Annotated in this window: 14 protein-coding genes; 12 read left to right on the top strand and 2 right to left on the bottom strand. The window is 38.1% G+C overall.

Annotated features, from left to right (window positions below; all coding sequences use genetic code 11):
* The first annotated feature begins 362 nt into the window (after positions 1-362).
* The 8 genes from WAO84_RS01135 (at position 363) to WAO84_RS01170 (ending at position 12,113) form a co-directional block, all read left to right on the top strand.
* Complete coding sequence (locus WAO84_RS01135) at positions 363-920, top strand: RNA polymerase sigma factor (RefSeq protein WP_340063180.1); 558 nt, start codon at positions 363-365, stop codon at positions 918-920.
* A gap of 99 nt (positions 921-1,019) precedes the next feature.
* The gene (locus tag WAO84_RS01140; RefSeq protein WP_340063181.1) at positions 1,020-1,886 is read left to right on the top strand and encodes a FecR family protein; all 867 of its coding nucleotides are present in this window, start codon (positions 1,020-1,022) and stop codon (positions 1,884-1,886) included.
* A 127-nt stretch (positions 1,887-2,013) separates the two neighbouring features.
* On the top strand, positions 2,014-5,217 hold the full coding sequence (locus tag WAO84_RS01145; RefSeq protein ID WP_340063182.1) for a TonB-dependent receptor: 3,204 nt from the start codon (positions 2,014-2,016) through the stop codon (positions 5,215-5,217).
* Positions 5,218-5,400: 183 nt separating this feature from the next.
* Entirely contained in the window at positions 5,401-6,948 is a 1,548-nt protein-coding gene (locus tag WAO84_RS01150; RefSeq protein ID WP_340063183.1) for a hypothetical protein, read from the top strand.
* A 95-nt stretch (positions 6,949-7,043) separates the two neighbouring features.
* Entirely contained in the window at positions 7,044-8,597 is a 1,554-nt protein-coding gene (locus WAO84_RS01155) for an IPT/TIG domain-containing protein (RefSeq protein ID WP_340063184.1), read from the top strand.
* Between the two features lie 101 nt (positions 8,598-8,698).
* Positions 8,699-9,985: a hypothetical protein gene (locus tag WAO84_RS01160; RefSeq protein ID WP_340063185.1), complete on the top strand. Its 1,287-nt coding sequence runs from the start codon at positions 8,699-8,701 to the stop codon at positions 9,983-9,985.
* Positions 9,986-10,136: 151 nt separating this feature from the next.
* A complete protein-coding gene (locus WAO84_RS01165) occupies positions 10,137-10,343 on the top strand; it encodes a hypothetical protein (RefSeq protein ID WP_340063186.1) in 207 nt (68 codons plus the stop codon).
* 213 nt (positions 10,344-10,556) lie between these two features.
* On the top strand, positions 10,557-12,113 hold the full coding sequence (locus tag WAO84_RS01170; protein WP_340063187.1) for a hypothetical protein: 1,557 nt from the start codon (positions 10,557-10,559) through the stop codon (positions 12,111-12,113).
* Between the two features lie 82 nt (positions 12,114-12,195).
* On the opposite strand, the gene WAO84_RS01175 is transcribed toward WAO84_RS01170, so the two are convergent.
* Positions 12,196-14,151 carry a S9 family peptidase gene (locus tag WAO84_RS01175; protein WP_340063188.1) on the bottom strand — a complete coding sequence of 652 codons (1,956 nt, stop codon included), beginning with the start codon at positions 14,149-14,151 and terminating at the stop codon, positions 12,196-12,198.
* Positions 14,152-14,450: 299 nt separating this feature from the next.
* On the opposite strand from WAO84_RS01175, the gene WAO84_RS01180 reads away from it, so the two are divergent.
* The 3 genes from WAO84_RS01180 to WAO84_RS01190 all read left to right on the top strand — a co-directional run bounded on the left by WAO84_RS01180 (position 14,451) and on the right by WAO84_RS01190 (position 17,434).
* Complete coding sequence (locus WAO84_RS01180; RefSeq protein ID WP_340063189.1) at positions 14,451-14,654, top strand: hypothetical protein; 204 nt, start codon at positions 14,451-14,453, stop codon at positions 14,652-14,654.
* A gap of 217 nt (positions 14,655-14,871) precedes the next feature.
* Positions 14,872-15,330 (top strand): COG2426 family protein, encoded by a 459-nt coding sequence (locus tag WAO84_RS01185; protein WP_340063190.1) that lies wholly within the window; start codon positions 14,872-14,874, stop codon positions 15,328-15,330.
* A gap of 409 nt (positions 15,331-15,739) precedes the next feature.
* A complete protein-coding gene (locus WAO84_RS01190; RefSeq protein ID WP_340063191.1) occupies positions 15,740-17,434 on the top strand; it encodes an FAD-binding oxidoreductase in 1,695 nt (564 codons plus the stop codon).
* A gap of 89 nt (positions 17,435-17,523) precedes the next feature.
* Here WAO84_RS01190 and WAO84_RS01195 read toward each other — a convergent pair whose 3' ends face one another.
* On the bottom strand, positions 17,524-17,835 hold the full coding sequence (locus WAO84_RS01195) for a DUF3817 domain-containing protein (RefSeq protein ID WP_340063192.1): 312 nt from the start codon (positions 17,833-17,835) through the stop codon (positions 17,524-17,526).
* Between the two features lie 466 nt (positions 17,836-18,301).
* On the opposite strand from WAO84_RS01195, the gene WAO84_RS01200 reads away from it, so the two are divergent.
* Positions 18,302-21,031 carry a hypothetical protein gene (locus WAO84_RS01200; protein ID WP_340063193.1) on the top strand — a complete coding sequence of 910 codons (2,730 nt, stop codon included), beginning with the start codon at positions 18,302-18,304 and terminating at the stop codon, positions 21,029-21,031.
* The last annotated feature ends 264 nt before the right edge of the window (positions 21,032-21,295 follow it).

The raw sequence follows: 21,295 nt of genomic DNA on the forward strand, positions 1-21,295 counted from the left end.
GCAGGCAAATTGCCCTGATAAAGGCCCGGGGTTTGAACCGGTCTGTGAGCCCTGTTTTCCGGAAAAAAGATACGTATGTAGAATTTACACTGTTTAGTATAATGCATTATTAATTATAGGTATGAGTGAGTGAATAGTCCTTTTTTAGGAGTATTCCTCACCTTTTTATTTGTATAAGCAACGTTTAAACTTTATGAGAACTTTCTTTTTCTACGGGAAAGAAGCTGAAAAACAATAATTTCAAAAGGTATTGTTTTCCTTTTTTTGCGTTTTTAATAGTTGTAAGGCAGAATGTTAAATTCTTCCGACTTTACTATTTATTAATATCGTGTCTTTGGTTTTGTTCCATAAACTGAGTTTATTTGAGAGTAGTTTTGGAACCAGAAATCACATACCTGATTATAAGAAATATCAAAAATGGCGATATTTCTGCGCTTGAACTTTTGTACAAAAAGTATTACGCACGCGTACACGGTTTTGCAAAAAAGTTTTTACTTAGCCGTTTGTCTCCCGATGATATTGTTCAGGAAACTTTTCTGCGAATTTGGGAACAAAGAAACCTTTTAAAAGACCAGGTGTTATTTGAAAAACAGTTATATACCATTACAAAGAATATTATACTTAATCATTTAAACCGTGAAGGCAGATCAGTAGAGTTTAAAGAAGTAATGCTGGCGTCCCAAACAGAGGATAATGAAGCATTAATATCTGAAAACCATCAGGAAAAACTTCGGCTTGTATATCGCAAAATTGATGAAATGCCACATCGGCGCAAACAAATATTTGAATTGCACAAACTCCACGGGCTTTCCTATGAAGAGATATCATTAAAGCTCAATATTTCTAAAAACACGGTTGCCAGCCAGATGCAGCGTGCCAGTGATTTTCTGCGTAAGGAATGCAAAGAGCCTTTTGGCTAGTCTTTAAAGATTTATTTCCGTTTACTTAACAATTTGTTTAAACCTTTAGATGGTTACTTTTCTTTTCTCATTTGTTATTAGAGTAAATACTAAATTACAATGACACATCGGGATAAAGAAAAGCTCGAAAACTATCTTGAACGTGTATGGAAAGAAGCTAACGACCCCATATCCGATACAAAGATCAATGCCTCATGGAAATCTTTTGAAAGCCGTATATCCGGAAAACAAAAGAAAAAAACATCCATATACGCACAAATAGCTTCTGTAGCAGTTGTTCTGTCTGTCATAATAGTATCATATCATTTTGTCGTAAAACATACATCTCTGGTAACATTGGTAAACCACACAAAGCTTCCGTTAAGAGAAACACTTCAGGATGGTACTCAGGTGGTTCTGGGAGTAGGTAGTTCTTTGGAATATCCTGTGTCTTTTGCTACATCTTCCCGAAATGTTACGTTAAAAGGAGAAGCTTTTTTTGATGTAGCAGAAGATTCAACAAAACCCTTTCGGGTTACCGCCGGAAAAACTATTACTACCGTATTTGGGACCTCTTTTAATATTGTTCTCGATACCATAAGCAAAGACACACGGATCTCGCTCTTTACCGGATTAGTAAAAGTAAAAATTACCAATCGAAATGATAGCTGGGATATAAAACCCGGAGAAGAATTTCAATTACAAAACAGTGCCCCAAGTGTTGTAAAGTTTAACAGGCAGGAAGTATCGGCGTGGCGACTTCCTTCTTATAGCTTTATAGATGAACCGCTTACTCGTGTGTTTAAAGTCCTGGAAAAAAGGTATCATGTTCCTATTGTTTCAGATGATAGCCTTCAGGACAAAAGGATTACATTAAAGATACACGAAGATGATTCATTGGAAAAAATACTGGAGATCATTTCATTAACTAATAAACTAAAAATCATGAAAAACAGGCAGACAGGCCAGATTACCGTATACGAATAAAAAAGAAAGAGCTCTGATATTTGGCGATACGGGAGCTCTTTCAAAAAAAAGACCGGTCATATTTTACTCCTCCTTAATAGAGGGAGAGCGACCTTTTGTATGCAAATAAAACAAAAAAAAACATTCGATGAAAATATATTATTTCATTTTATGGACGGTGTGTTACACCTCCCTGGCCCAATCCAACACAATTATAAACATTAATTACAACGAAGCCACACTAGAACAAGTATTTACTGCCATTGAGTTACAAACCGAATTTAAATTTGCTTATGGAGCCAATATTAAATCCCGCCGTATCTCTAATATATCTATAAGTACAAATAACATTAACGAAGCACTTGAAGAGATAACACGAAAAACATCTTTGGGATTTAATGTCATGAATAAAACCATTGCTGTTTTTGAAAAAGAAAATACATTGCCAAAACAACAACAAAGAACAGGGACCATACGCGGGATCGTGTATGACGGAGAAATGCCGGGAGAAACACTGGCAGGCACCTCTATACTCATAAGGTCGTTGAATAAAGGCGTAGCTGCCGACCTTGACGGGTCTTATGAAATTACCGATATACCCGAGGGGAATTATATACTTGAGGTTTCCTTTTTAGGGTATGCAACACAGCGTATTAGTGTAGATGTTATAGGAGGCAACATCACCCAGCTTAATATTACATTAAAATTTAATACAGACCAACTTGATGAGGTAGTTGTTTCTGCAGCTATTAATGTAAAATATGCCCCGTTAGAAGATTCTACCGAAGAAAGTCTGGTAAGTACCATTAAATCCAGTGATGCAATTGTTACCGGGATCTCCAACGAGCAGATAAGTCGTTCTTTTGATATAGATGCGGCAGAAGTAGTACGAAGAGTACCCGGGATAACCATGCTTAACAACTTTGTCCTGGTACGGGGGATGGATCCCAGATACAACCTCACTATGCTAAATGGTATGATTACGCCCAGTAGCGAGATGGATACCCGTGCTTTCAGTTATAATTTGTTACCCTCTTCTGTAATAGATCAAATGGTCGTTCACAAATCTCCATCTCCGGAACTACCAGGTAATTTTGGAGGAGGGGTTGTCAAAATACAAACTAAAAAAACAGCCATTGCACGAAGACTGCAAATAGGCTATCTGCAACAGTATAGAACCTTTGGCTCCAGTCTTTCAGAATTTGTTACCTATGAGGGTAGTGATAAAGATTGGTATGGTGGAGGCGTGGAAGACAGGGAACTACCCGATATCTTGCGAGACCCCACCTATACACTGCCTAATATCAACGATTACCCGGAAGAACTAGCACGCGTGGGTGCCCAGTTGCCACGCGTACGTACCCCTCAGGAGGATTATCATGCACTGGATACCCGCGCATTTATAAACTATAACGATTCTTGGCGTATTGGGAATATTAGGCTTAACAACCTAACCTACGTTAATTATGAATTACAACGCCAGTTTATAGAAACCGATCTCACCTTTAATGGGGCACAGTTTTTTAGAGATACTAATAATAACGGAGAGATCAGCAGGGGTGGTAATAACGGAGTTTATATAGACTCTTTATATGTAGAACGTATTCGTTTAAGCGCCATGCAAAATTTAAGTCTGGTGATTAATGATGATCATAAAATAGACTTTACCTCTTTTATAACCCGTAATGCTACTGATGAATTAAACAATAGAGAAGGAACGGATGAAGGAAATTTTAGAGAAAAAACTTTTTCTTATCGCTACAATGTAAGAGATATTTTGCAGGTACAACTAAGTGGTGACCACCAGATAGGGAGTCATCATATTTATTGGTCCGCAGGTATTAACAGAGCCTATGACAATATACCTGACTTACAACGCTATAAATTTATTTTCCCGGCAGAACAACAGGATCCTGAATCGGGCACTGAACTCTGGACTCCTGAATTTAATGCAGGAGGTGGAAATTTTAATACAAGACTTTCTTTTGATACTGATGAGGAAGCTGAGATTTTCCAATTAGATTATACCAAAGATCTTAAAAGCGGGATTAAGTTAAAGGCCGGGGGATACCTGGAACAAAGAGATCGAAGTTTTAATTCCAATATGGTAGTTATTGAGGCTGATCTTACTGAACCCAGAGACACGGATATTGTTAATATTTTAGACCCTGCTCCCTGGGAAAATGTAATAGATACTCTATATACACAATTTCGTCCGGGACGTATAACACTTAATCCTCCAGCGGCCAGTGCATTTCCTGGCAGATATAGCTTTGATGATGAGATACGTGCAGGTTACATAGCGGCTACAATACCTTTATTTGATAATAAAATCAACATCCATGCAGGGGTGCGCTATGAATGGAATGAGCGTCTTCTATTTGATGCAAACGGACAAACTATTGATTCAATTCCAGTGAGTTTTGATGGTAATGAAACCATTTTTGAGCCTACTCCCAATAAGATCCAGGATTTTCTGCTTCCTTCCATCAATGTTACCTATAATATCTCAGACAGAACTGCGATTCGAGCAGCTTATGGCCGCACTATAGATAGGCCACAATACAGAGAACAGTCTACCTTTCAATTCTTTGACTTTGAAGCCGGTTTTAATGTTGCCAGTAACCCACTTTTACTAAATGCCGAGATCGACAACTATGATATTAGATGGGAACATTATCCCTCCCCTTCAGAGTTTTTATCTGTAGGTGCTTTTTACAAGCGCCTTACCAATGCTATTGAACAATATGATACCTCTTCTGCAAGCTTTGTATTGCCGGTAATGACGCCCTTAAATACGGAAAGGGCAGAGGTATATGGTCTGGAAGTAGAAGCTCGAAAAAATTTAGGCTTTTTAGCACATGGGCTTAGAAAAATGTCATTTATTTTTAACGGTGCCTTACTGGAGAGTGAAGTGGTTGCGGTAGAAGGTGTAGATGGCAGGCCCTTACAGGGAACCTCTCCTTATATTATAAACTTAGGACTTTACTATGGGGAACAGGATAGCCCAACCAAGTTCTCTTTCCTTTACAACGTAGCCGGTGATCGTTTGCGTATTGCCGAAGGTATTAATAATTCAGACGTAGGAGCACTTTACGAAAGACACCGTCATCTTATCGATATAACTTTTTCACAGCAACTCACCGACAACTTGCAGGTAAGAGGCGGGATACAAAACCTTTTAAACGCCCCATTTAAGTTTTACAGAGACGGAAATCAAAATGAAAAATTTGATCCCGGCGTAGAGAATGCAATTGCCCGATCTACGGGTGATTCCTTTAGAGGTGACTATGTAGAACGCGAGTTTAGAGAAGGAAGTTATATTTCTTTAGGCTTGTATTTAACATTTTAGACAGTACTGTAACTATATATTAATTAATTGTTAAATCTAAACCCCAAATTAAATGTATGAAAAGAGACCGTAGAAATTAAAATTTGATGCAGAGGATTTGCCATAAGGGCAATAATGAAGGCAACTCGTTATGAGATGAAAAAATGAAAAATTAAAACTATCTAAAAAAACATTAAAATTAAAATGAGAAATTTATTAAAACTATCTGGAATTTTTTGCTTATCTCTCCTGCTTACTACTTCTTGTGAGCGTGAAAATGTTGGAGAGGATCTTAACCCTAATGCGGTTAATGCCGGGTCAGGAACACCTATAGATATAGGTTGTAATGCCAGTGCACCTGCACCTTTTAACCAGTTTTTACCGGATGCGAATGGTAATGTCTTAGTTAATCAAAACATTACGTTAACTACTGGTAATACATACATACTTCATAACTATGTTCGTATCCAGTCCGGTTTTACCATTACTATCGAGCCAGGTGTACACATTCTTGGAAACCGGGCAGGACAAACTGCCTGTGATGTAGTTCCCGGAGCACTGGTAATAGAGCGAGGGGCAGATATAGATGCTCAGGGAACCGTTAATGCTCCTATTGTATTCTCTGCTAACCAGTCTAACCCTGCACCAGGAGACTGGGCAGGTGTTGTAGTATTGGGAAGAGCGTCAGTAAATATTGCAGCAGATCCTAATGTTCCGTTAACTTCAAATGGAGTAGGTGCAATCGAAGGATTGCCAATTGCAACAAACCTGGGTCTTTATGGAGGTACTGATGATGCTGATAATTCAGGGACTATGCGTTATGTACGTATTGAGTATGCCGGTGATGAAATAAGCCCTGATAATGAGTTAAATGGTCTTACCCTGGGGGGCGTTGGTTCAGGAACTACACTTGAGTATATCCAGGTTTCTTATGGATTAGATGACGGTTTCGAATTCTTTGGAGGTACTGTTAATGGTAAGTACCTGGTGGCTAACAGAAACGGAGATGATGATTTTGATACCGATCAGGGTTACAAGGGAAATCTTCAGTTTGGAGTAGTTGTTCGTGATCCTAATGCTGCATTTCTTTCATCTGCACCTCTTAATGGTAGTGAGAGTAACGGAGATGATGATGATAATATACCCGGGAATACCACATTTACAAGAGCAAACTTTAGTAATTTTACTATCGTAGGGCCGTATCAAAATGATTGTGGAGAGCCTGTAAATGCAAACTATAGTTCTGGTATCTACTTTAGAGATGATTCAGACCAGAATCTTTACAACAGTGTTATCACCGGCTTTAACAGTGGTCTTCGTATCAACGATGCCGGAGCAGCTAACTTTAATACTTCAGCTACTTCATCAGCAAGTTTGATCGATGTAAGGAACACTACTATTGTAATTCCTGCACCGGGCCAGGGAAGCCGTCTGGCTACTTTGGATGATGCTACCGGAAGCAACTTTAACGGTGCATTCCTTACACCGGCTCTTAATAATCAAATTGTTACAGCCTTTAGCTGCACAGTACCTAGTTTCAGAATGGCTGCCAGAGTTGGGCTTTCTCCTAACGCCTGGAACGGAATTAACAATATTCAACCGGATTTAAGACCAACTGCGGGCTCTGGCTTACTAAATTCTGCCAGTTTTACCGGAGTGAACAGTGGAGGATTCTTTGATACTGTTACGTATCGGGGGGCTTTTGGTCAAAATGACACCTGGATGAACGGTTGGACCGACTGGACTCTATAATTTTATTTTCTATCATTTACCAGATCACCGGCTGGTTAAAGGTCGGCCGGTGATTTTTAATTACCAAAAAGCCTTGAAAAGATAGTTAAAAATCTATGAAAAAAGTAAACAGTTTCCTTAACAGCAACATCATTTGGCTTGTATTTGTACAAACCTTTCTATTATCTTTTTTGTACTCGTGTAATGACGACGATATTCATCTGGAACCCTTAGGGGATCTCTCTATCACAGAAATCACACCACTTTCTGCCAGGGTGGGAGAAGAGGTCATTATTAGAGGTACGGGCTTTGATACAACCTATCTTTCCAGAAATGAAGTACTTTTTACAATTACATCAGGCTCTATTAGTAATGCTCTTGTGAAAAAAGCAACTCCTACAGAGTTAACCGTAGTAGTTCCGGAATCCAGTACTATAAATGGTCCTGTTACGGTTACCGTAAGAGATCAGGAGGCGATATCTTCGCAAAACTTTATAGTAGATACCTCTTTACCGGCACCGGTCATTACCATGATTAACCCCACATCTGGTATTGTAAACGATGAGATTATCATAACAGGAGATAATTTTATTGACGGAGAAGACCAGCCTACTGTTTTCTTTGAAGATGTTGAAGCAGAAATTGTAAATGCAACCTTTCAGGAAATTATTGTCAAAGTACCCACCGATGTATTACCCGGCGAAGTTTTAGTTACCGTAACACGTTCAGGAAGCACTTCTGTAGGTGTACCCTTTACAGTAAACGAACCTCCTGCTACCGTAAGAGAAACCTATTGGACTAATGCTAGTGGTATCAATAGAGGTATTATACAAGAAACAGGGGTACAAATAGAGACCCTATACAACACTCCGCAACCATCAGGTATAGCCATAGATACGCAACGTAACTTTTTATACTGGGGTGATAACAGATTTTCTGATGGATATGATATTTATAAAGCGTCAATAGATGGATCAGGAACACCGGAGATCATTTTTAGTGTAAACGATGATTTTAATACTTTTAAAACCTTTAGAGCAAGAGATATAGCCCTGGATGTCCAGGCAAACATTGTATATATAGCCGTAACCGAAGAAGGTTTTGATTTTAATACCGGCCTGCCCACCATTAATACGCTCATTTACAGAGGAGACCTGAATACCGAGAATCTGGATGTTTTAACTACTATAACAGGTGCTTTTCCTGGAGGCCTAAAAATAGATCCGATAACACAAAAATTTTATGTAAGTACTACAACTCTGGACTTTTTTACAGGGGTAACTACCGGTACTATTTTCAAGGGTGCATTGGATGGAAGTTCGCCAGTAGAAGTTCTTTATGATAGCAGTGACGGACTTGAAGATGCGGCCAATATAGCTATTAATCCGGACATGGGTACACTGTATGTGATTAACCGTTCCTTTATCAGCGGACCTGCAATATTTCAAGGGAACCTTAACGGCTCAGGTAGTCTTACCAACTTTGTAGAGGGCGGGACCGATCTGGGCGATACTTCAGATCTTGAAATAGATATCGAAAATAGTTTCCTGTTCTGGATCAATCAGGAAACCGATGGAGCCATTAAACGTGCGGCACTGGATGGCTCAGGGATAGAAGATCTGTTTAGAGGAATAAACTTTGGCCTCTACTTTGATCTGAATATCCAATAAAAATTACCACAGAAAATCCCAAAATCACAAGTTTTGAATAAGTGCCACAAAAATTAAACAAAACAAACAATAACAATTAAGTAACCTAAAAACACACAACAATGAAAAGATCACAAAATGTTTTTACTAAAAAAACATCCATTCGAAAAGGTATTGTAGTCCTGTTCAGTATAATTGCCGGAAGCTTTACCTTCGTAAGCTGTAGCGATGACCAGGCAGAAATGGCTGCGACGGCCGAAGCCGTTCCGTTATTAAGCGATCTGGAAGTAGTAACTCCCGAAGTTACCAAAGGTTCCTTTTTACATATAAAAGGCGATGTAGGGAACTCTATGGAGGCACTAAAGGTTTTCCAAAACGGAGAGGAAGCAGCCGTTGTTTCCTTCGATGCGAACCAGGGAGTAACCGTACAACTTTCTGAGGAAGCAGTTTCCGGACCTCTTACCGTAGAAGTTGAAGGTACCGAAATGTTTCTGGGAAGCCTGAACATTCTTGACAATCTGGTACTCCCCGTATTCTGGGTAGAAGCCGATGTTAACGGAACTACTATTTTTAGAGGCCGACGCTCACTTTTTGGAAATACTTCCAGAACAGGGATCGTTTCTTCTACCGGGTTTATCTCTGCTTTGGCAGCTTCACCTCTAACCGGAGAGATATTTTATGTGGTACAGGATACAGACCCTGTTACTTTTGAGCCTATTTCTCAAATAGTAAAAGCCGATGCTAAAAATGGTACAACCAAACAAGTGGTTCTTCAAACAAGCGGTTTGATCAATGCACTGGCAGCAAGTGTACTTGCCGGGAAAGTATTTTATGCAGAGACCAGTTTTACTGATTTCTTAACTTCAGTTAAAGAAGTAGGTATGAACGGAGGTACTCCTGCAGTGTTACAGGCATTAGGACCTGATACTGTAACAGAAATGGACTATAGCTTTATAACCAATAGTATATACTTTGTAGATGCTCAAACTGGTATCAATTCTGTTTCCAGAAACGATAATTCCTTAACTGTTGTATATGGTAATGAGAACTTTAGAATACTTGGAGGTATGGCTGTAGATCCTCTTGGTAATGATCTGTATGTTGCTGATCTGGGAGAGCCTGGAGATGATTCAGATGTAATCCTAAAGGGTAGTGTTGATGGTAGTTCTCCTTTAACTCAATTCACTGCGACAGACGTATCGGCCACCTTATCAATGGATTTTGATCGTTTGGGAGGCAAGCTTTACTGGTTAAATTCCAGCTTTACCGGAGAACCTACCGGAAGCATCTACAGAAGTAGCGTAAATAACGTTTCTCCTGAGCTTGTTTTTGACGGTATTGGTCTGGCCTTAAGTATAGAAGTTACTGGGCGCAACAAAAAAGAACCTTCAATACATATTTCTCTATAATTACTTGGGTGGCATCATTGGTTATGATGCGTAGCGGGGTGCTATAGGCATCCCGCTTTTTTTATCACCTATTTTTAACAAAATGTAAATCTTTTCTTTCTGAAATAATTAGTATTTTAGACAAATTATAAATTAACTTAACAAATGTATTATGAAGAAAAAAGCTTTAAAGAATTTGCAATTAAACAAACGGTCTGTATCAGACCTTACCTCTGCTAATTTGAAGGGAGGAGATCTTCTTTGGACATGGGATCAGCCAACAACGTTTCCTACACCTACGCAAAGTTGCGCCGATACCTGTGGAACCCGGCAAACAGGTTCTCTATGTCTTACCGGTTTTGGTACAAATTGCCAATAATATGTAAATTGTAAATGGCTTTTAAAAGCCATTTACTTTCTTTCTGTTACTTTTCTTCTTTTCCGATTTGTTAGTTATTACCTGCAGCTGGAACCAATAAGACGCAACCCCTTTTTTAATAGGTTTTTATATAGGAATTATAGTAAGTATTTTACTATGATTACTATACGTACGCATAATAATAACTAAAAATAAACTTCAAAACTTGCTAACATGAAAAATGTATTAAAATTACTCGTATTTTTTTGCCTTTATATTCTATTTACTACCTCCTGTGAGCGTGAAAATGTTGGAGAGACTTTTGATTCAAATAAGGTTAATTCATCTGTAGCTATCCCTATAGACATCGGTTGCAACGCCACAGCACCTTCCCCTTTTGATCAATTTTTACCCGACTCAGATGGGAATGTATTTGTAAATCAAAACATAACCTTAACTACGGGTAATACCTATATATTGCATAACTATGTCCGTATTTTATCAGGATATACTATTACCATCGAACCTGGTGTACATATTCTTGGGAACCAAAGGAACCAGACTGCTTGTGATATTGCTCCTGGGGCTCTTATTATTGAACGGGGTGCTAAAATAGATGCTCAGGGAACGGTTACTGCTCCTATTGTTTTTACAGCCAATAAATCTAACCCGGTACCCGGGGACTGGGCAGGGGTAATGTTATTGGGAAAAGCACACGTGAATGCCAAAGCAGACCCAAATGTACCGGGAACATTTAATGGAGTTGCTGCTGTAGAAGGTTTGCCAGTACCAGCAAACATAGGGCTTTTTGGATCAATTAATCCTGATAATAACGATGATTCCGGAATTATGCGCTATGTGCGTATTGAATATGCCGGAGATGAAATAAGTGCCGAAAACGAATTTAATTCATTGACACTTGCCGGAGTGGGTTCAGGAACTACTTTAGAATATATACAGATATCTTATTCATTTGATGACGCTTTCGCATTTATAGGAGGAAGTGTAAATGGTAAGTACTTAATAGCAAATAGGAGTGGAGATGATGATTTTGATACAAATTTAGGTTACAGCGGAAACCTACAGTTTGGAGTAATTATAAGAGATCAAAATGGAAGCTGGTTATCGGCAGCACCATTGAATGGAAGTGAAAGTAAGGGAGATGACGATAGTGGTTACAAAACATCAAGTGATTTTACCAAAGCTAATTTTAGCAATTTTACCATCATAGGACCTTACCAAAATAATTGTTTAGGGGTTGTAAATGCAAATTATAGTTCCGGAATTTATTTTATAGATAATTCAGATCAAAATTTGTATAATAGTGTGATTTTAGGCTTTGGTAGTGCACTGCGTATTAATGATGCGGGAGCTGCTAACTTTAATACTTCCTCTGTTTCCAGGGATGACCGTATTGACATAAGAAATACCACCGTGGTAATCCCGGCTCCAGGCCAGGGAGCTCGTTTGGCAACTTTGGAAGATGTAACCGGAACTGATTTTAATTCGGCATTTCTTACTCCGGCACTTAACAACAGTATTGTTACTGCTTTTAGCTGCAGTGTATCAAGCTTTACTATGGCCGGTAGAATTGGATTTTCCCCCAATGCCTGGAACAGTATTAACAATATTCAACCTGATCTAAGGCCTAACGCGGTCTCGAGTTTACCAAACTCGGCGAGTTTTACCGGTGTGAATAGTGGAGGGTTCTTTGATACCAGTGTTACCTATCGGGGAGCATTTGGTAGAAATGATACCTGGATGGACGGATGGACCGACTGGACCTTGTAACAAAAAGCTTTTAATAAAAATATCCCCATAGCAAAAAGCATTTGCTGTGGGGATATTATATGGGTATAAGCACCTTAATGCATTAGGGCTCAGTTTCAATCTTTTCTTCACCCGGACCGTCCTTTACAGGTGCGCCGCCTTCCCGTTTAAGATACATATCTAAAAATTCCAGAATACGGCTATAAGCTTCTATCTGGTTTTCCTTTTTAATAAAACCATGTCCTTCATCCTCAAATAATACATACTCTACCGGCACCCCGTTTTTTCGTACACCGGCTACGATCTCATCAGATTCTACCTGTAATACTCTGGGGTCCTTGGCACCCTGCAGTACCATTAAAGGTTTGGTTACCTTATCAGTATGGAAAAGTGGAGAGATCTTTCGTAAACGTACAGAATCTGCACTGTTGGGGTCTCCCAGTTCCTTATATAAGGCATCTTTAAAAGATTCCCACCATGGCGGGATACTACGAAGGGTACGTATCCAGTTGGTTACTCCGTAAATGTTTACGCCTACATCAAACTCTTCCGGCGTATAAGTAAGTGCAGCCATCGTCATATATCCCCCGTAGGAACCTCCAATAATACCAATTTTTTCCGGATCAATATCAGGTTGCTGTGCCAGCCAGTTTTTACCTTCTACACAATCTCTTAGATCCTTATCACCGTGGTTAAGGTCATCCATTTGATAGAATGTTTTACCATACCCGCTACTGCCACGATTGTTAACTGCCAGTACTGCATAACCGTGATTTACCAGGTATTGAATTAACGGACTGAAATTTTGCCGGGACTGTCCTCCAGGGCCACCATGTACCCAAACCAGTGCCGGTACGGGGTTACTCTCGGAAGCCTGATGTGGTTTATAGTAAATAGCCGGGATTTCAAGCCCGTCAAAAGAAGGATATCTAACCACTTCTGCGGTTACCAGATGGGTACCGTCTATAGCATCGTTAAGTACACTGGTTAGCTGTTTTTGTTCCCCGGTTTCCAAATTATACACAAAAAGGTTAGAAGGTGTATGGGAGCCACCGGCATAAAAACGCATCATCTTTTCATCTTCTGAAAAACCTACATTGCTAATGCTGGCATTTTCGATAACAGGAAGATCAAGGTTCTTACCGGTTTCCGTATCCATCACCTCAATTACCGTTTTGGCATCTTTATTAATATACGTTACTCTATATTTTCCGTTTTCGGTAAAATAACTGCCCGAAATATCCCATTCCTTTTCCATTACTTTTTCTCGGGTACCGTCCTGAAGATTGTATTTCATAAGATAGGCAAATTCGGCACCGTCATCTGTGGTATAATAAAAAGCGCTGCCATCGGGAGAGAACCCTTCACCACTGTTGGCACTTGGGTTTTCATTTATTTTAATAAGCGCTTTGTTTTTTCGGTCGTACAAGAAGAGATCACTATCATTAGTATTTATGGATTTACTCAACACCAAATAGTTTTTATCGTCTGAGAGTGCGCCCACACTGTATCCTTCTTCATTTTGGTAGAGCAGAGTGGACTCTAATTTGTTAAGGTCCATTTCGTAAAGATCCATGTACCGTTTATCTCTTTTGTTAGAGGCGAAGAAAAAACTTTGATCGTCTTTCGCCCACCCGTAAAATAAACTTCTTGCACCTTCGTAAGGTGTAAGATTTGTATGTGTACCGGTAGTATCTCTTAGGTAAATATGATAGATCTCATCACCGTTTCCATCCATTCTGAACAACATACGTTCGTCATTGGGAAAATATGAAATAGCAAAAACAGAAGAACTGTCTGATGCTGTTACAGGTATTGGTTCACCCCCCGATACCGGAATAATGTACATATTATAGATACCTGAACGATTGCTGGAAATTAGCAACTTCGAGTTATCAGGAGCAAAACTTCCGCCTCCTATGGCTTCATTGTCCATCATCTGTTCGATGGTATAGGTCTTTAAATTTTCAACAAGTGCTGTTTTTTCATCGGTTTTCGTACCGTTTTTACAACCGTACAATAACGACAGAACGGTTACGAATACTAAAGTTTTTTTCATGATTGATTGATATAAGTGAGAAATGACTACTATGCTTAATAAAAAGTGCAGTAGTTTTTATAATTCTTAAAAATACTAAAATAACCACTATAAGACTGTTAAACCTATGAACTATATTTATTTTATCTACTTTGATCTAAATCGATGAGTTGACTGTAGAATAGTTGAGTGTGACCTTGAAAGTTCACATTTTAATACGGAAAAACCATAAATATACTAATATTAAATTACTTTATTTTTAACAGAATAATTTTTAAAAAACAGCAATTGATTCTTATTTTTAGCAAAAAATTTAACTCATGAAGAAAAAAGCTTTTAAATTGTCATTGAACAAAAGATCTGTTTCAGGACTACAGAAAAAATCAGTAACCGGAGGAAATTTACTGCTTACCTGGGAAGAAATGGGTACCATTTATCCCCCTTCTATGGATGCAGATTGTGGCTGGGTATCTATGGGGCCTGTAGTATGCTTTACAGGTGGCCAGACCAAGTGTCATGGTTAGTTAGAAATTAAAAAATGAAAAACGGGCTTAAGCCCGTTTTTCATTTTTTATAGTTACTATTTTTCTGTCTGTAAAAAGAACAATTAATGAGCATAGATTTTAGTTCCTAATATGGTAAATACTCAATTTTATGTTTTTTTTAATATTTTTTTGTGATTAATTATAGTGCACTACTGCTTAGGGAATAGTAGTTTTGATCCTTATAAACACGAATGGGATGATCAGGGATATACTATTCATGGTGTTATGGACTATTTCGCCTTTGGGAGAAGGCAAAGTGGGTATTCCGTATGGCCTTTTAAGTGGCCTTGATATTTATTTGGTCTTCATTTTATGTTTTCTTGCTAACCTTTTAGTTTTTCCAATGATGCTATTTTTTCTTGATAAAGTAAACAGGTATTTGTTACGTTGGTATTACTATAAAAAAGCCGCTATTTATGTAGCGAGAAGAGCTAAAACAGGCTCAGGCGGCAAGATCCAGAAATACGGTTTTTTAGGGTTAATGATTTTTGTAATGATCCCTTTGCCCGGTACAGGTGTATATGCCGGCAGTATAGCCGCCTGGTTATTTAAAATAGAAAAGCACAAAGCATTTACCGCTAACGCCATAGGTATCTTTCTTTCTTCTATTCTTGTTTGGGGTACTACTTTGCTCACTATGAAGGGAGTGGGTTAAGATCATAAATCCGGGTTATAAATTTACCTTGCATTTTTTCAGCTTTATGTCCCAATTGTTTTTTTACAACATGCGAAGATTTTTACCAGAGTACATACTTTAAATGTTTCTCATTTATCTGCATAGTTTCCTTATATCATAGCATATTCACTAAAAGAAAAAAACCTTCAGTTTAGCTGCCAACAGTATTTTTACAATTATCCACAAATACTAGATCCCTGAATATATTTTAGGAAATGAGCAGATCTTTAAAAACATATACGGATCTATAAAATAATTATAAATATTACTTTTGCTGAAAGAAAATTCTTTTAATATATTTATAACATTATAGAGTAAAGATATTTATACAAACTATTTCTCCTCTATTGGCAAGATTTTATTCCAAACTTTAATTAATTCAAACACTATGAGTTCAGATACCATTTCATCCGTAGTTTCCGTAGATATCATGTCTCGTTTTCTAAAATTGCTTGAAAAAGAATTGTCAGACCCACATAAACAAATAAAAACGGGTACGGGCGACTGGGAGGCACAAGTATCCTATACAGAGTTTTGCCAGATATTTAACCGCCGTATTCAGGCCAGGCCCTGGGTAATCGTATATTGTAGAACCGAGAGAGACGTTCAAAATACTTACAGATTGGCAATTTCATTTAATTTTGAGGTTCGTATAAGGGCAGGAGGGCACGACCATGAAGGAGAGTGTACCGGTACCAATACCATTTTAATAGACGTTTCTCAAATGGATTGGGTACATGTGGATCCCAAAACCAAAATAGCCAGTATTGGGCCGGGAAATATTTTTCGAAAGCTTACTACCGAGCTTGCCAACGAAGATGTAATGTTACCTCATGGCACTTGTGCCACGGTAGGTATTGCCGGATTTACCATGGGTGGTGGCTGGGGTCCCTGGACCCGTAAAAAAGGAATGTGTTGTGAATGGCTGGTAGGTGCCAATATCGTTCTTGGTAATGGAGAACGAATATCGGTAGATGTTCAGGGAAATAAAGTGCCAGATCTGTTATGGGCCCTAAAAGGCGGTGGTGGTATGAGTTACGGCTTGGTTACCGAGTTCAGGATACAGACTTTTGAATTACCCGAAGAACTTATACGTTTTCAGCTTACCTGGAACCCGTATCCAAAAGGGATAGGCGATCAGCCCAAAGCCGTGTACCCTACTATTAAAGTATTAAAAGCCTGGGAAAATGTGATTAACAGCCCTGATACTCCAAAGCTCATAGGTACCAACCTTATGATCAATGCATTACCTGCTTCGTTAGCAGAAACCAATGTAGATTCTATTAGCCAAAACTGTGTGATGTATGGGTATTGGGAAGGTAACGAGAAGTCTTTAAAGACATTTATTAACAATTGGTTTGCCGATGTTCCACAATATGACCTGGAAATAGATCCACATCATGGAGGCACTGGTACAGATACAAAGGAAGCGTTTGGAGACTATCTTATGAGTAATTGGGCAAGAGAATCTCATAACAAAATATTAGAAAACCGTCATAGAATGGGGGAGAATGTTAAGCTTCCTCCCCGGTTTCTTAACTTACTGGCAGAAGGAAAACCACTGCCCCCTGATTACGATGACCCTGCACCACATAAAATAACCAGCAGACTGGTTGAAAAACAGGGCCTCGGTGAGTCAGGACACAGAGCCTTAATAAGGAGCCTTATCTCTGATTTACTGTTTGAAGGAAATCGTGACCTGGGCCTTTTTACATATGTTACCTTAGGAGCCATAACAGGAAATTACTATAGAGAAAACCCTAATGGCACTAATAGTGCGTTCCCCTATAAAGACAAATTATACACTATACAATATCAAACGTGGTGGAACGAAACCACAGCACAAAAAGAAGAATTGCAGGATAACTATGTGTATGTAAGAACCAATAGGGCTTTAGACTGGATGCAGGTAGCCCGGGATTTTGATATTCCAAACACTTCAGGATCTTTTATTAGTTTTAAAGATAGCTCGATACCTACCAAAACCTATTTTGCAGAAAGCTATAAAGATCTTATTAAAATCAAAGAGAAATATTCTAAAGATCCGTATAATCATCTGCGCATACGAAAAAGTATAATCTAGCGGGTATTTTAAATAGCTTATACAGATATAGTAAAAAGTAGTGCCAGTTTAAGAGCACCTGTAGAAACAGGTGTTCTTTATTTTTTTGTTTATGATATACGTACAGAATAAGTTTGTTTTTTAAAAATACGGGCATCTGCTACAAAAGTCCCAAATGGAATCACAGAGGCTATAAAAGCCCAAAATGTAATATGCCAGGGCCATTTGTACAACAGTGCACATTGCAGGCAAAGTACAATATACAACATGAATAGAACACCGTGTGCAAGCCCTACATAAAAATTAGGCTCAGGTAGTTGATAAAAATACTTAAGGGGCATAGTAATTCCGAGAAGCAAATAGCTAATACCTTCCAATATAGCAATGATGCGAAGACGGGCAATAGGAGAAGATACATTCATAAATTACGCTTTTAGTGTTGTTAATTTTCTTTATAGCAATCGCCTGTGAAAAAGGCAGGGCAAAGATACGAAAATGTGAGCCATAAAGTGTATTATGATGGGGGTCATGATTTTAATATTTCTATCCCTGTTATTAAAAAAATGAACGGCTTGTCACCAAAAAAAGGTATTGAGCAGAAGATGTTATTTTAACATGGCAACCTCATATTTTTTTAATGATTTCATTACTGATTACACCCATAATAGTCGGAAGATCAATTTGACTGTCATTCGTTTTTATTGTTAAGTGGGATTGATTATTTATCTCGCAAGAAAAAAACAAGGCAACTGCAAAAGCAGGAACCAGGTCCTTTATTGAGTTTCAGTTTATCGATTCTACAACCAGATAGTATATGCATTTTATTGTGTTTACATCCCTTTGAAATATACCTTTTTGTGTATTTTTATAAACAAGCTCCTTAATAGTATGCGTACACATGGTATCTCCATAGTTTGTCTGTTACTTTATATACACTGTAGTTATGCGCAAAATCCTTTGGAAAATGAGGATCAGATATTCGCGAATTCGGTAGCAGCCGAAAAAATATACCTGCAACTTAGCGGGACTTCTTTCAATACATCAGAAACCATTTGGTTTAAAGCCTTGGTAACCAATGCGGTTAATCATATGCCAACAACAAAAAGTGCCATACTGCATGTAGAGCTTATTGACCCTTTGAATAAACGTATTGTGGACAGAAAGCTCTTAAAAATCAGCACCGGTATTGCTGATAGCTTTTTTCAATTACATTCCAGTTATACAGAGGGAAAATATATCATAAGAGCATATACAGAATGGAACAAAAATTTTGGCCCGGATTTTATTACTTCAGTACCTGTAAACATATATAAATTACAACGAAGTCCTGACGAAACTAACCCAATACAGGATATTGTTTTTACAAAGGATCTGGCAACAAATGCGTTTTCGGTTTCGTCTGTGATTTTTCCAATGGTATTAGACAGTCTTCATAAAGGGAATGCCATGTTATATATAAATTGGAAAGACAGCACAGATTCTATACTCATAAAGACCGGGAAGAAGTTTAATACAGCTATAAAGCATGCCGTACCCTTAAACGTACAGATTATTAATTACCAGTTGAAAACGCAGAATAAGTTGTTCAAAAAATCAATAGTACTGGATGAGGAACACGGTACATTGCAGTTTTTTCCGGAAGGGGGTGCTTTGGTAGAAGGATTAGAGAGTGTTGTTGGTTTTAAATATTTAGATTACAGGTCAAAAGGTGCTAAAGTTCAGGGAATTATTGAAGATAACAACCAAAATAAAGTGGTTGAATTTGAAAGCAATATTTTAGGTATGGGCCAAGTGAGCCTGTTACCGGAAGCAGGAAAAACCTATTACGGAGTAATAACCACAAAAAATGGAAATACCTTCAAATTTGAATTACCCAAACCCAAAACAGCAGGTGTAGTACTCAGTTTAGGTCACAATAAATCGTATAAGGAGCTACGAGTTAAGAATAAAATAAAAAACTCTGATAGCGTTTTTGTGAAGCTGTACCACCGAGGCAAAAACCTGTACTTCTTAAAATCAAGATTTAAAAACGGCCTCTTTGTGTATAGATTTCAGAATAAAGATCTGCCACATGGGGTTGTAGGGCTCACCGTATATGACAAAAATTACAGACCTGTTGCCGAACGTCATTTTTTTAATGAATTGAAAGAGGAAAGACTGCACATTAAAATTGGAACAGATAGCAAAGAGTATTCCATTCGGGATAGTGTACAGGTCTCAATAACAACAGAGTATAACGGCCAACCTATATCCAGTTCAGTTTCTGTTATGGCAGTCGATTCCAGTTATTTTTACGGCACCAATTTGAGGAGAAATACTATTGTATCCTATTTTCTGCTACAATCAGATGTTAAGGGAACTGTAGAAAATCCGTCATACTATTTTGATAATAACAACCACCTGGCCGATTTGGATTACCTTATGCTGACCCAGGGGTGGACCAATTATAAATACAGACCGAAGAGGCAGTTAAAATTTTTTCAGGCTGAAAAAGGACTGGAGGTAACAGGTACCGTGGGAGGGATGTATAAGGTGAGTAAAAGAAAACGGTTAAAGAATAATACGTATTCTATAAATATGTTAATGATGGGGGAGCCCTTGGAGGTTTATACACAGGATATAGACAGTACCGGGTATTTTAAGTTTGCTTTGAGAGACAGTTATGGAAATGGTCAAAAGTTTGTGATACAACCATCAGATACAAAGAATAAAAGCAGTAGTTTTAAAGTTAATATTAAAAGACGAAAAATACCCGAGATAGCATATAAAACAGAAAAAATTATTGTACCCGTAGATAGTGTTATTCAAAATAAAATAATACAAAAAATGCAAGATGATATACGATATGATCCTTTCCTGTTGCCCAATACCATAGTACTTAATGAAGTAGTAGTAAGTGATTATAATCTTACCCCAGAACGTGCTCAAATGGTTGACCAGCATGGTATGCCAGATGTGGTTATCGACAATAGAGAATTAAAAAAGAAAGAAAAAAACTGGACAGGCCGACTTTATTCATGGCTTTTGTACAATTATCCGGAAGAATTGGAAATTAAACGTGTGGGTAGGAACGGACAGCTTGAAATGGCAAGTGTACATGGGGCCGATTTCACGTATGTGGTAATAGACGGTATTCCGGTAGATATACAGGATTATAGACATATTGGCGATATTCCCCTGAGAGGTATAAAAAGTACCGAGATTATACGAAATGCCCCGACGGCCAACAAGTATTTTCGGGATGTTTTTAATTGTGGCCTGTGTTCACCTCCGCCATTTCCGGCCATATTAGCTATTTATACATATTCGGGTAAGGGGCTGTATGGTGCTTTCCCTAACAGAACTAACATGTTAAATGAAACAGCTCCTCAGTATTCTCCCTTACGCGAATATTATGTTCCTCCATACCATGACCCTTCAAAAATAGACTGGAATGTTCCTGACAGACGAACACTATTGTATTGGAAACCCGATATCATTACCGATCGTAGCGGTAAGACGAAAACCACTTTTTTTAATAGCGATGTTACCGGTAAAATGGTGCTTATTTGTGAAGGGATTACCATAAATGGTAAGGTAGGCTACTCAGAATGGTTTTATGATGTTACTAGGTATTGATTTTTGGTATAAAAGATAAAATCAATATGGCTTAAAATACACAGTTATATCATCGATTCCTGAAGGATTATTTTTTTCTGAAACAAGTGTCAAAATCAATTTTGTTTTGTTAATTGACTTTATGCGAGAAACGACTTTTCCTTAGAATAAAAGCTCAATAAATTTATTATTTGTGTCATAAATCCATATCCCGCTCTCGGCATTGCCATTTTTTGAAATTAGGTCATATTTACCATCAGGTTGAAATTTGAGATCATAACGCGC

The sequence above is a fragment of the Ascidiimonas aurantiaca genome (assembly GCF_037646345.1).
In the GTDB taxonomy this organism is placed as follows: domain Bacteria; phylum Bacteroidota; class Bacteroidia; order Flavobacteriales; family Flavobacteriaceae; genus Ascidiimonas; species Ascidiimonas aurantiaca.